This is a genomic window from Streptomyces sp. NPDC053474 (assembly GCF_044544845.1).
Lineage (GTDB): Bacteria > Actinomycetota > Actinomycetes > Streptomycetales > Streptomycetaceae > Streptomyces.
Map to the genome: position 1 here is coordinate 189089 of NZ_JBITXV010000009.1, position 12042 is coordinate 201130.

A 12042-nucleotide genomic window follows, 5' to 3' on the forward strand; every position below is an offset into this window, starting at 1 on the left:
ATTCCGGCGTGCCATCACTTCCTATCGCCGCCGATACATGGACAGTGAACTCCGCACCCTCACCGACGGCGAGGAAGGCCATGACACGAGACAGCAGCGTGGCCACCCGGACACGGTGGGACGGCGGCGGTCAAGCCGTGCAGCCCCGCGCACGCACATACAGCGCGGCCGGGGCCGCTGCGGCCGTGGATATCACGGTGCGGACGCTGCGCTACTACCGTCAGCTCGGACTCGTTCCATCGCCAAGCCGGCAGGGACGCGTCGCGTGGTACAGCGACGAACACGTCGCCCGCCTGCGCGTCATCTGCACCCTGCGACGGAGCGGCCATGCTCTGCGCGGCATCGCCGACGTCATCGCGCTCCTCGCGCAGGACGCGGAACTCGCCTCACTGCTGACCCTGGCCAGCGGGAAACCTCAGGCGCGGTCGGGCCAGTCCCGACGAGCGGATGCCGTTGTAGCGGTGCAAGCAGGTCCGCTGGCCACCGACGGCACGCCGGTGCGGGGCTCGCCGACGGCGGCTACCAGGGCACTGCACTACTCATCCCGCACCGTAAACGGCGAGGTCAGGAGCATCTGAGTCTGCAACAGCAGGCCGAGACCGCGGTCCACCGTCGGGCCAGGGCGCGTGTTGAGCACGCCCTGGCCCGTCTGAAGACCTGGAAAGTCCTGCGGGACTGCCCCCTCAAGGGAAACGGCGTTCACCTGGCCATGCTCGGCATTGCACACCTGCACAACATGGCCCTCAGCGGATAACTCAGCTCGCATACGGGACAACTCTAGGCACGCACGACTGCGATCCCAGCTCTGCCGGGACACCGCGGCACGACCGGTCCACTGCGGACTCGCTGAAGGTCCGGCAGTCGTTACGGCTGCCGGGCAGCGGGTCACCGATCGCCACGACCAGGCGGCTGTTGGCGTCGATGACCACCTGGAGGTTCGTCGCGTAGCGATGGTTCTTGCTCGAGGCTGCGATGCTCCGGTCCCGGGCAGGCACCAGGGTGCCGTCGACGATGTACACGGTGCCTTCCCGTGTGCGGCGGCCCGGTGAGATCGCCAGCAACGGCGCGAGGTGGTCGAGGATCACCCCACCCGTGAACAAACAACGCTTCAACTGCCACACCAATTACGGGACAACCTCTACAGGGCTCTGGCCGGGCGTGAAGATCCAGCGGGCCCAGCTAACCGCTCTCAGCCCTCGGGGCTGCCTTCGCTGCGTGAGCCGTCAGCAAGACGCGGTGGACTGCTCTGCTCGCGAAGGCGGACGGTGAACTCCCGGACGGTCACAGATTGTTGTCCTCGTGACAACGCACGACCCACGCGCGTGACCGCTTCGGTTGCACGGGCGGAGCAGATCCCTTCCAGCAGATCCAGCGCTCGATGGGCGTAGGTCACAGCCGCATCGACATGCCCCGCCCCCAGCTGCGCTGTTGCTGCTCGGCTGAAATAGATGGCGGCATCGCGCGGATACTGGTGAACCGGGAAACCCCCAGAGTCCAGTAGGCGGAAGTGGTTGATCGCCTCGCGAGGCTGTCCCAGCCGCAGCAACGCTGTGCCTGCGCAGATCTCGATCCAGGCATCAGTGACCCAATAGGTGAGAACCACTGGGTCGACTTCCGCTTCTGACTGCAGGGTGGTGCGCGCGTCGTCCAGGGCGCGCAGACAGGCAAAGGGATCACCCCGGTGCGCCTGGACGAGGGCATGGGCCGCCTGCCTCAGCGCTGTGACGCGGGCGGCTCCTCCGGGGCGCGCAGCAACCTCGGCGGCCCGCAGCAAGGTAGCGACCTCTGAGGTCTGGCCTAGCTCACAGAGCTGCATGGCGAGCATGGTCTGCAGATATGCCTGCAGATAGCCGAAGTTGGCGCTGGCAGTGGCCCTCAGGCCGAAGCGGTAGTAGGAGTCCGCGACGGAGTGCCGACCCGCGTCGAAGGACATCCATGCCCCTGCGGCGGCCGCATACGCTGCGAGGGTCTGCAGAGCCCTGGTGCTCGGCGGGTCAGAGGCCCTGTCCCGGGCCAGCAGATGGGAGATCATGGAGATCTCGCTCGCCGCTCTGTGGAGAAGACGTCCTGAGCCCATGCTGTCATCCAGCATGGCCAGGGAGGTGATTCTCGACTCGATCGCCTGCACGACAGAGGGCTCGAGGGGCCGTGCCCGGTGTGCAGGTAACAGCGGATAACGCGCCGCTTTATGAGGCCCTGGAACGGTCGGACCGTACTGCTGACGACTCACGGCGGTCTTCCTCCAACGTCTCGCCATCGGGGCCGCACCGCTCAGGGGCGGACGACGTGTGAAGACACTAATCGGCCCTGGTGTCGGCAGGAGACGAACCGTCAGAGAAGGCACCCCTAAGCTCCTCGGGTCACTGGCGAGCATCAGAACGCTTCTGCGTGCGGTGCCGCACAGGTCTCATCCCCCTCCGCGATCCTGGCGAGGAGTGCTTGAACCGAGGGGACGGCCTGGTGAGAGGAGAACGTGCGGCGCAACTGGTGGAGGAGGTGAGCCGGCAGCGCACTGAGCACCCCCATGGCGCGCTCCGCGCCGCGCACAGCCTCATCCGGGTTGCCCGCGGCCAGATGGGCCTTGGCAGCGTACAGCAGCTCACGAGCAGTGTGGCTGGGGCCTGCGGGGCTGACTGTCAGGGGCCCTTCGAGCAATGAGGCGAAATAGGGAAGCGCCCGGCGCGGCTCACCGAGGTGGAACCAGGTCATGCCGGCTGTACCGTCCAGCCATCGCGGCGTGAGCCACCGGTTGGAGGCGAAGCGCATCGCTGGTTCCGCGGCCGCAGGTGTGGCGCGGTAGGAGGCGAAGGCGGCCTCCAGAGCGCGGACAGCCGCGTTTTCACGGCCGAGCAGGGCCCAGGCCTGTGCCTCGCAGGCGGACCAGAGCGCGACCAGGCAAGGCGGAGGATTGGACACGGTGTGGCGTGCCGACTCCACCAACTGGAGGGAATCCTCGGCACTGCCTACCTCGAGGTGCATGCTGGCGAGCGAGGTGGTGTAGTAGGCCGCCATCTGGGCACAGCCGACCGTGGTGCTCATCTGGATGCTGGTCACGTTGAATCTTTCCGCAGCGGCGCTGTCGCCAAAGGCCGCGGCGTGTTCGGCGCACAGCCCAGCTGTCCGGGCTGCCAGGTGGTGCAGGAGGACACCGGTCTCGCGGTCGTAGCCGGTGTCGTTGAGGAGTTCGGCCAGGAGCTGCAGTTCAGTCAGCGCGGCCTGTCGCAATAGGGGTGCGTCGAGCTGCTGCTGCATGTACTCCAGGGCCTCAACACGCGCCTCTAGGAGGGCCGCTGTACGCTCATTCGTCACGGTACGCCCCCCCGTTCTCTCTGGCGGCACGGGTGGGTGGCGAAGTGTCGTGCTGATCATCGTCGTGAGGGTGCTGAGGGACCTGCCGCGTAAGGTGAGGTATCGACGGGGCTGGCCATACGCTGATCGCACCGTCTCACTCAGGGCCGATGCCGTGCTCTGTGCAGTCCACTGCTGACCCGTGGATGGGGATTCGCCGATCGCTGTGTGAAGCCAGTGCGGCCAGCCCAGACGTTCAACGAGCTCGCGCGGTACCCGATGGAGGTGCGCGATGGCGAACTGGGCGGTGAGTTCTGGTTCGACGCGGCCGGATTCCCACCGGGATATCTTCTCGCGCCTAGCCGCCATGTTGCCGAAGCCCAGAGCCACATGTGTCCTGGCTATGGCTTCCGCGTAGCGGGGGTGGGAAAACCCGGCCGACGCCCTGAGCACCTTCAGCGGATGTTGCGCTGCCCGTTCGCCCCTCAACACTTTAGTTCTCACGACTCCGTTCAATCAGCACCGTCACTCAACGAACGCAATATATGCCCGATAGTAATCGTGCCTTGAAGGTTCATAAATGAAATTGCTGAGGAGGTGCAGCAGGGCACGGCTGGTCCGCACCATCAGATGAGAACTCGCCGCGCGCACTCGTGGCAGCGCGTGGACGCCCGGACGATGGAAGGAAACTATTCAAGAGAGACTGCACCCCCGACACCATCCCGCAGGCACACTACACCCGGACTGCCGTTCAGTACCGACCGTGGCGTAAGCGGGGTGTAAGCCCGGGGATAGTCGCCCCAACTCGTGCTTGTGGCCCGCAGTTCGCCGAGTATCGGCCACACCAGAGCCGACCACCCGGGCGCAAAGCTGATCCGGTAGAAGACCTTTCCGGCCCGCGCGATTTCGGGCAGCGCACCCATTTTGCCCTAAGGCCTGTTGCAGAAGGCAGTGAACTGGGCATGTTCCGCGTATGGGTGGGGTGCTACGGGACTGACTGATTGATTGGTCCGGTGGTTGATGTGTGGTCCTGGGTCAGGTTCCGCGCCAGTTCAGGGTGGCTTCGCCGGTGAGGCGGCGGGTTCAGGTCGAGGACCGGTACTGGTCCGGATCGCGGGCCTTGGTTGGACCTTCTTGGCTTGTGTTGGCAGGAAGAGCTTCGGATCCGGCACCTCGGATGAGGGCAACGCCGAAACGCCGCCGTTCACGCGGGTGTGATGCGATCCAACGCGCGGAGTCGCTGAGGTTGTTGAGGCCACCTCCGCTCGCGCGGAGAGCACGAGAAGGCCGACTATCTGGGGCTCGCGCGGGTCGGAACACCTCTACTCGCGCGGAGAGGAGGTAGTCCTCGGTGGGTTCGTGGCGTACTTTGCCGCGGGCGATGTCACGGCCGCGCGCGAAGACGCGCAGCCGGTACGGTCCGGGACCCTGCGCACTCAGCAGGGGTAGGTCGTCAACGGCTCCGTCGTGCAGGTGCTCCACGCGCAGTCCTGCATGGGGTGCCTGGACGGTGACTTCGGTGATCTCCTCCCACGACTGGTCGGCCTCGTCCAGGCCAGGGGGCGGCGGCGCGCAGCTGATGGCCCGGACGCGGACGGGGCCGGTGCGGATGCCGGTAGCGATCAGGACGCCGGTCCTCATCACGGCGACGAGGCCGTTGGACCAGTCCGCGGTGTGCGCGGGGACCTCTCCGTGGTCCAGCACTCCGAACGAGCCTTCCGGGACGTACACCGGGGCGTATACGGAGCTCATGCCACGCATGGCCGCCTGATGGGAAGTCAGAGGTGCCTGAAGGTAGGGCTGATGCCCCTGCCAGGCCCGCACCACTCTGCCGTGGACGCTCCAGCCCCGCTGTCACCGGCCTCGACCTCATAGGACGGGGGCACATCGGGAACAGTGATACGTTGCCTGTCAGTACTCAAGCTTTCCTGGCTGGGCTCCGCCTCCGCTAGGGAGGCTTTTTTCATGCCCGGGCTCACCCCCGGACTCACCGGACCGCCACTGCGAGCCCGTCGCAGTCGCGCAATCCCATGAAGGCCCAAGCACCACGGTTTCACGCAACACGAAGGAGATTCATGACCGATATATCTGCGCGCCTCGCCGATGCGACCGACCAGCCAGTACTGGAGCGCCTCTGGTTGTTGTTCCGACATGACATGTCGGAGTTCAACAGTGTTCTGCCCAACCCCGACGGCACCTTCCGGAGCGATTGGCTCCACGCCGCCCTCACGCAGGCCGACTGGGCTCCCTATCTCTTGACCAGTGGCGCATCCCCTGTTGGCCTCGCGTTCGTCCGCAGCCTGACTGCTCCGACGCGCGTGCTGAACAGCTTCTTCGTGGTCCGTGGGGCGCGCAGGTCAGGGATCGGGCTGCGAGCAGTTCAAGAAGTCGTGGCGAAGCACCCGGGGCCGTGGGAAGTCGCCTTCCAAGAGAGCAACATTGCCGCAGTCGCCTTCTGGCGTCGCGTCGCTACGGAGATCGCTGGCGACGCATGGACTGAGGAACGCAGGCCGGTAGCCGGTCGCCCAGACCTGCCACCCGATACCTGGATCACCTTCGACGCCCCGGCTGATGGCCAGCGCTGAGGACGAAGATCAGGTTCGGCCGCGTGAGAGCTGATCAGACGCACGGGGCGAAGATCCACTGACGCCCGATCGTGATCTACGGGTGCACAACCCCATACGGATCCTGGCGGTCTGAAAGGCGTCGGAGAAGGAATCTCCGGCGCCTTTCAGCACAGACGTACAGAGATCGGAGATCAGGTGGGCAAGAACATCTGGAGAGCTGTCGTGGCCGGTGGCGCGGCGGCGGTGTGCACGGGCCTGGCCGCGGTGCCTGCCGGGGCGGCCGAGGGCGGGGCCTCCTTCACCCGCGTCCAGGTGAACGGCGGCAAGCCGATCGTGATCGGGCTGTCCGAGGTCGCGGTGCCCACCTCCTTCCGCATGGCGACCACCCGCAAGTGGAAGTGGTCGGCGGTGTTCCTGTACCGCGGTAACACCGCGAACCAACTGTGGCACGCCATCGAAACGAGCGACTGCCACGAGGTGCGCTCGGGCGTCTGCGACTTCAACGAGACGATGTACTTCGACCCCACTGAGTGGGACATGCGCAACAGCGAGGCCGGAGCCTGGAAGGTCGCGGCCGAGGTGTCCTTCAAGGGCGGCGGCGGTGACACGGACAACGCGGGCCTGACCGCCTACGTCAAGCGCAACTCCCGCCTGAGTGTGAACGCCGCACCCGAGCCGGTGGCCAAGGGCAAGCCCCTCACCGTGACCGGCAAGGTCACGCGGGCCAACTGGGAGACGAAGAAGTACACCTCCTATGGAAGCCGCCTGGTGAGCCTGCAGTTCAAGCCCAGCGGAGCCACCTCCTACACCACGGTGAAGAAGGTGCACGCCAACGGCTCGGGTGCTCTCAAGACGACCGTGAAGGCGTCCAAGACAGGCGCGTGGCGCTGGGCGTACTACGGCAACACCACCACCGGACCGTCGACTTCGGCCGCGGACAACGTCGTAGTGCGGTGAGGCCGTCCTCAAGGTGCTGGGCAGCGAGCTGGACGAGCTCCAGCGCCTCCGGCGCGAGCTGAGCACCTTTCCCGCTCCGGGCCCTGACCAAGGGCAGGGGGACGACGCCCTGGGCGTCATTCAACCTGCCCCGGCCAAGGCCGACCGCGGCTCGGCGACTACAGCTGAGCCGCGTCAGTCCAGGCAGAACTCGTTCTTGCCCTCCGGCATCTGCTGGAAGAACAGCCGCGGACCGTGCCCGTCCGGGTCCTCGATGGCCGATCTCGTGGTGCGCTGCTCCTCCGGTGCGCCGACCCGCGCGAGGAAGTCATCCCATGCGGCCAACCGATCGGGACCCTGAGCCCCCGGCGTTGCCGAGGCCGCGCACCCCGGCCAGCCAGACGTCGAGCTGGTCGAGCGCGGCGAGCACGCCGACGATGACATGACCGAGTCGCCAGGCGATCGCGTCGTCACTCCTCGCCCTCGCCGCCCGCACCGCCCGCCATCGAGCGGAACTCCCGGGGACTGATCCCGTACTCCCTCCTGAAGACCCGGCTGAAGGCCGCCGCACTGGTGAAGCCCCAGCGGGCCGCGATGGTGTGGATGGGCACGGCCGCGTAGCGGTCGGCCACGAGGTCGGCGCGGCACCGGGCCAGGCGGCGGTGCCGGATGGTGGCCGCCACCGTCTCCTCGCGGTGGCGGAACAGCCAGTGCAGGGTGCGTACGGACAGGTGGTGGTGCGCGGCGATCGCCGCCGGGGTCAGGCGCGGGTCGCAGAGGTTGGCGTCGATGAAGGCGTCGATGCGGGCGAGCCGCATCCGGTCGCCGGACTCGGGCGGCACCCGGTCGCGGGCGTCGGCCCAGTCGCCCAGGAACGCGGTGGCGAGTTCCCAGGTCGCGATGCCCACCCGGGCCGCGGCGGACTCCTCAAGACGGGCCGCGTCCTCGGCGACGCTGAGGAGGTGGCGGGCGAGGATCCCCGCCATGCCGGTGCGGCCGGGCACGGCGTTCGCGAGGAGCCGGTCCACCTTGGCCGTGGGAAGGGGCAGCCCGATGCGCGGCAGGTGCAGGATGATGGCCTTGGAGATGCCGCCGTGCGAACCCGCCAGGCCCCTTCCGTCGAACGGCAGCGAGGTGCTCCACAGCACCAGGTCACCGGCCGCCATCCTGGCCTCGTTGCGATCCTGGGTGATCCACATCTCGGTACCCCGGATCAGCGTGAGCTGGTAGTCCTCGGGGTCGGAGTACCGGATGAGCGCGGGGGTGCGCTCCGACCTGATGGCGGGAAACGACATGACGGTGAGCCGCACGGCGCCGAGTCGCGCCACGCCCGCGGTGGCCGGGAAGTCCTCGGCGTGGTCGGTGGTGATCCGGGTGGGCGCGACGTCCTGGCTGATCAGCTCGCGCCACCACTCGAAACGGTGCTCCGGCTCTACGACGGCACTGTGCAGCACGGTGAGACTCATCGACTCGACCCCCGTGGGCTACTGGTGACGACTGGTCTCCTCCCAGCCTCACCAGCACAGGGCCGACCGGCAAGCGACCGTCCCGGCCTTGGGGACCAATGGAACAGCCAGTATCGGTGAGATTGATCTTGAACAGTGAGAGGGTCCTGGCGTCGCCGCCGGGGCCCTCTGGCGCGGTGGGGTAGCCGCAGGTCAGCCTGCGGTCGTTTCCTGCTCGGCCTCGGCGAACGCGCGGTACAGCGAGGCGACCGAGGGCGGCTTGCCCGCGTTCTTGCCGGTCTTGATGGTGAGCTTCTTCGCGATCTCGGGGACGGGGACGCCCTTGTCCTTCAGCGCCAGGGCGAAGGTGAGGGAGTCATCGTCGATGACCTTGGGCCGTCCGCCGTGGTTGCCCTTCTTCGCGGCGGCGACCTGGCCCTCCAGGGTCTTCTCCCGGATGTAGTTGCGCTCGATCTGTCCGGCGACGGCGAGTACGGCGAAGAACATGGCGCCCATGCCGTTGGGGTCGTAGATCCCAGTGAGCGGGCCGGTGAGGAGTTCGAGCTGGATGCCGGCGGCCTGCAGCTCGCTGGAGAGCGTCATCAGCTCGGCCGCGTTGCGGGCGAGGCGCTTGAGCTCGTGGACGGTGAAGATGACCGGGGTGTCGGGGGCGGCCTCCTTGAACTGGCGGGCCAGCGCGAGGGCCTTCTCCAGTTCGGGCCGCACCTTGATGCGGTGCTGATCTGCTCGTGGAACACCTTGTGGCAGTCGGCCGCGTGGAGGGCTTCGAGCTGGCTGGCCAGCTCCTGGCGGGCGGTCGATGTGCGGGCGTACCCGATGCGGACGGGCTTGGCGTCGCGCTGGGCGGCCACCGTGGCCGGGGCCGGTCCCTGCTTCCAGGGGCGGCCGGGCGAGCGGTCGGCGGGGACGGCCACTTCGAGTTCCTCGCGCAGGGCGGCGATGAGGACGAAGCGCGGGGTGTGGTACTTCGGCGCGGTCTTCCCGCCGCGCGTTCGGCACGGGCTCCCGGCGGGCACTTCGCACTTGGGGCAGTCGTTGCGTTCTACCGCGTCTGCGGCTTGATCGGGCGTCAGATCCTCGCGATCAGTGTTGCAGAAGGTGTCTCGCAGAACCTCCGAGTTCTGAGAGGACTTCTGCGAATCGTGACCTGCGGAAACCCGATCGCTTGGGTCGCTGTCGCAGAACTCGCAGAGATGACCATTTCTGCGAATGGCGCTGCGTCACCACGACTACGGACTGACGTGATCCGCGGCTCGGGCAACTTCAGATGAGACTCCACCCGACACCTGGCGTCACCACCGTACGGTGGTCAGATGTTCGCCAGCTACCACGGCCCCGAAGCCCTAGCCCGGACGCCAGGGAACAAGTAACCCGTCGGTAGCTGGCTGGGCTTCGGGAGCTCTTTTACGAGGGAGCGAACTGGAACGTCAAGCCCTCATACGTGTGGTTTTCCTGTGTTTAACGTGAGCATGGATGCTCCTGCCCGGTCAGACGCCGGGATCAGTCGGATAAGGAGTGATCATGCGAGGTTTACGACGTGCGCCCAGCATGGGAGCCGCAGCGGCAGTGCTGGCTGTGGTGCTGGGGATGGCCGTCTCTCCTGCGGCTCAGGCCGCACCGGGCGACGGCGTGAGCTGTGCGGGCGGCACCTCCAGCACATCGATCAAGCCGGGGCTCACCCTCATCGGAGACAGGCTCCAGAGCGTGCACGTGACGGCGCAAAGCACCAACTGCCAGGGCTCCGACGTCCTCAAGGCCGATCTGTCCCTTGACGCACAAGGTAATGGCGGTTGTATCCCGACCCTCGGCATTCCCAACGCGAGTGCTACGGCGCGGATTACCTGGACCACCAGCGAGGGTGTCTCCACGAGTGACCTGTCGGGCACCTTCCAGCTGGGGCTCGGCGGATGGAGCGCGGACGCAGTGATCACCAGCGGGCAGTTCAAGGGCCGACACCTCACCGTCGCAGGCAGTCACAGCCAGTCCGAGGTTATCAACGCCTCCAACAGGTGCATCGCGGGCAAATGGGATGGCTCAACCGCCACAGTCGAGCAGCTGACCGTCAGCTGACCTCACCTCTCGACCACCCCGAAGCCGCGGCCACCGTGAGGCGCCGGTGTCCGCAAGTCTGGTCGACAAGACACCGCCGCCACTACGCGCACCGCGCCCCCGCTCCCCGGCATGCAGTCGGCGGGCGGGTGGGGGCCTCTTGGCCTGATGGCCGGCCCGTTCCGGGATCAGTACCCGGATGCCTCGCCTGCGCAGGACCTGGCGGATTGCCCGGGATGAGTACGCCTTGTCCGCCATGACCGCACGGCCGTCGCTCACTTCGTGTCGATGGCCTTGCGCAAGCACTCTTTGAGCTTCGCGCGGGCTCCGGTCAGGGCCTTATCGGCATTTTCGTCGTCCTTCTGGGCCTGGTCGAACTGGCTCTTCAGGGTGCCCAGCTCCTTGGCCTTGACAGCGCCTCGGGCCTCGTCGGCGGCCTCCCGAGCACGGTTTGCCGCCGCTTCGATCTTGACGAGGTCGTCCTTCCTGGGCGACTTTGCGATGAAGTCCTTTGTCCATTCGGCAGCTCGCTTGATGGCGTTCGCAGTGCCTTCCGGGTCATGCCGGGTGGCAGCGGCCTCCGCCTCCTGCACGGCCTTGCTGACTTCCTCGGGTGACCTACCATCGAGCTCAAAGGCCGCGACGAGCTCTCGCCCGCGCATGACAGCCTTGTCCAGCTTGGCCTGATCCTCCTGAGGCCCCTTCAGCGCGGCCTCGGAATTGCCCAGCTTGTCGTGGGCGGCGTGTGCGGTGTCCTCGGCGTCGAGGTAGGTCACCTGTTCCGCAGCGCACGCAGGCGCCTCTGCGGCTTCTGCCGTCGCGACGGCGGGGCCGCCGAGAGCGAGCAGGGCCAGAGCGGTGATGGCGACGCGGGTGGCGTTCCTCAGTTTCACGTCATCTCCCGATGTATACGGCCAGTCGGCGTCCCTGGTCAGGGCGCCACTTACTGAACGACGGAAGATCACAAGCGAATGCATGAAACTGGCGTTCAGCCCATTCCCCGTATGGGGAGGGGACCTGCGAACCAACAGTCTCCCTGCAGAACCCCGCCCCCGCCCTCGCTCGTCCCCCCGGCCTCCGGAACCGTGCTTCACGATTTGTCAGACACCCCGTAGCACGCGAGCAGCCGGAGCAGATGATCTTTCGGCGTTCTGCCAGCCAAGCCCGCCCGGAGTCGCGAGTATGTCGGTGCCCACACATTCATTGACAGGAGCACGGCATGAGTGCAAGTGCGGAGTACATCAACGCGACGTACCCGGTCCCGGTCTACCGGTTCGTTCTCGACATCGACGGGGGCGCGACCGACGGCACATTCAGCTCGGTTTCGGGACTTGAGACCGGCGTCCAAAAGATCGAGTACAAGGACGGCGCCAGCGGTCTCTTCCAGCTGCCTGGCCAGCCGGAGGCCGTGACCGTCACCCTGCGCAAGGGAGTGATCCCGAAGGACAGCCAGCTGTGGGCCTGGCTCTTCTCGGTCAGCGAGAACAAGGTCGACAAGAAGAACTGCACGATCTCCCTGACGGACGACACTGGGGCGAACCTTCTCCTGACCTGGAACATCGCCAACGCGTTCCCGGTGAAGTTGTCCGGTCGGAACCTCGACGGCTCAACCGGCGAGGGGACGATCGAAGAGGTGACTCTCATGGCCGACCGGGTGACCGCAAAGTTCCACTGATTCGAGTTCGACGGCTTCGCCTTCGACACCAGCGACTGGGACTGGCAGGAGTACGACTGCT

Annotated in this window: 11 protein-coding genes and 4 pseudogenes; 6 read left to right on the forward strand and 9 right to left on the reverse strand. The window is 66.8% G+C overall.

The window, feature by feature from the left end; genetic code table 11:
- The first annotated feature begins 80 nt into the window (after positions 1–80).
- Positions 81–578 carry a MerR family transcriptional regulator gene (locus tag ACIG3E_RS22585; protein ID WP_399619239.1) on the forward strand — a complete coding sequence of 166 codons (498 nt, stop codon included), beginning with the start codon at positions 81–83 and terminating at the stop codon, positions 576–578.
- A pseudogene (locus tag ACIG3E_RS22590) lies at positions 506–754 on the forward strand (transposase); the annotation flags it as partial. The gene ACIG3E_RS22585 and the pseudogene ACIG3E_RS22590, both read left to right, overlap by 73 nt.
- Before the next feature lie 85 nt (positions 755–839).
- On the opposite strand, the pseudogene ACIG3E_RS22595 reads toward ACIG3E_RS22590, so the two are convergent.
- The 4 genes and pseudogenes from ACIG3E_RS22595 to ACIG3E_RS22610 form a co-directional block, all read right to left on the reverse strand.
- Positions 840–1088 (reverse strand): annotated as a pseudogene (locus ACIG3E_RS22595) (transposase); the annotation flags it as partial.
- A 101-nt stretch (positions 1089–1189) separates the two neighbouring features.
- Positions 1190–2128, reverse strand: a complete 939-nt coding sequence (locus ACIG3E_RS22600) for a hypothetical protein (protein ID WP_399619241.1) — start codon at positions 2126–2128, stop codon at positions 1190–1192.
- A gap of 245 nt (positions 2129–2373) precedes the next feature.
- A complete protein-coding gene (locus ACIG3E_RS22605; protein ID WP_399619242.1) occupies positions 2374–3252 on the reverse strand; it encodes a hypothetical protein in 879 nt (292 codons plus the stop codon).
- Positions 3253–4371: 1119 nt separating this feature from the next.
- Positions 4372–5040: a hypothetical protein gene (locus tag ACIG3E_RS22610; RefSeq protein WP_399619244.1), complete on the reverse strand. Its 669-nt coding sequence runs from the start codon at positions 5038–5040 to the stop codon at positions 4372–4374.
- 323 nt (positions 5041–5363) lie between these two features.
- Between ACIG3E_RS22610 and ACIG3E_RS22615 the strand changes: the two genes are divergently transcribed.
- Both ACIG3E_RS22615 and ACIG3E_RS22620 read left to right on the forward strand, forming a co-directional pair.
- On the forward strand, positions 5364–5873 hold the full coding sequence (locus ACIG3E_RS22615) for a GNAT family N-acetyltransferase (RefSeq protein WP_399619247.1): 510 nt from the start codon (positions 5364–5366) through the stop codon (positions 5871–5873).
- A 177-nt stretch (positions 5874–6050) separates the two neighbouring features.
- Positions 6051–6812, forward strand: coding sequence for a hypothetical protein (locus ACIG3E_RS22620; protein ID WP_399619249.1), 762 nt, complete (start codon positions 6051–6053; stop codon positions 6810–6812).
- A 195-nt stretch (positions 6813–7007) separates the two neighbouring features.
- Here ACIG3E_RS22620 and ACIG3E_RS22625 read toward each other — a convergent pair.
- The 3 genes and pseudogenes from ACIG3E_RS22625 to ACIG3E_RS22635 form a co-directional block, all read right to left on the reverse strand.
- Positions 7008–7235, reverse strand: a pseudogene (locus ACIG3E_RS22625) (VOC family protein); the annotation flags it as partial.
- A gap of 26 nt (positions 7236–7261) precedes the next feature.
- Positions 7262–8257: a helix-turn-helix domain-containing protein gene (locus ACIG3E_RS22630; RefSeq protein ID WP_399619252.1), complete on the reverse strand. Its 996-nt coding sequence runs from the start codon at positions 8255–8257 to the stop codon at positions 7262–7264.
- Positions 8258–8449: 192 nt separating this feature from the next.
- Positions 8450–8962 (reverse strand): recombinase family protein, encoded by a 513-nt coding sequence (locus tag ACIG3E_RS22635; protein WP_399619254.1) that lies wholly within the window; start codon positions 8960–8962, stop codon positions 8450–8452.
- Between the two features lie 861 nt (positions 8963–9823).
- On the opposite strand from ACIG3E_RS22635, the gene ACIG3E_RS22640 reads away from it, so the two are divergent.
- On the forward strand, positions 9824–10327 hold the full coding sequence (locus tag ACIG3E_RS22640; RefSeq protein WP_399619257.1) for a hypothetical protein: 504 nt from the start codon (positions 9824–9826) through the stop codon (positions 10325–10327).
- Positions 10328–10426: 99 nt separating this feature from the next.
- On the opposite strand, the pseudogene ACIG3E_RS22645 reads toward ACIG3E_RS22640, so the two are convergent.
- A pseudogene (locus ACIG3E_RS22645) lies at positions 10427–10570 on the reverse strand (IS5/IS1182 family transposase); the annotation flags it as partial.
- An 11-nt stretch (positions 10571–10581) separates the two neighbouring features.
- Positions 10582–11199 (reverse strand): hypothetical protein, encoded by a 618-nt coding sequence (locus ACIG3E_RS22650; protein WP_399619260.1) that lies wholly within the window; start codon positions 11197–11199, stop codon positions 10582–10584.
- A gap of 326 nt (positions 11200–11525) precedes the next feature.
- Between ACIG3E_RS22650 and ACIG3E_RS22655 the strand changes: the two genes are divergently transcribed.
- The gene (locus ACIG3E_RS22655; RefSeq protein WP_399619263.1) at positions 11526–11981 is read left to right on the forward strand and encodes a phage tail protein; all 456 of its coding nucleotides are present in this window, start codon (positions 11526–11528) and stop codon (positions 11979–11981) included.
- Positions 11982–12042 lie beyond the last annotated feature (61 nt).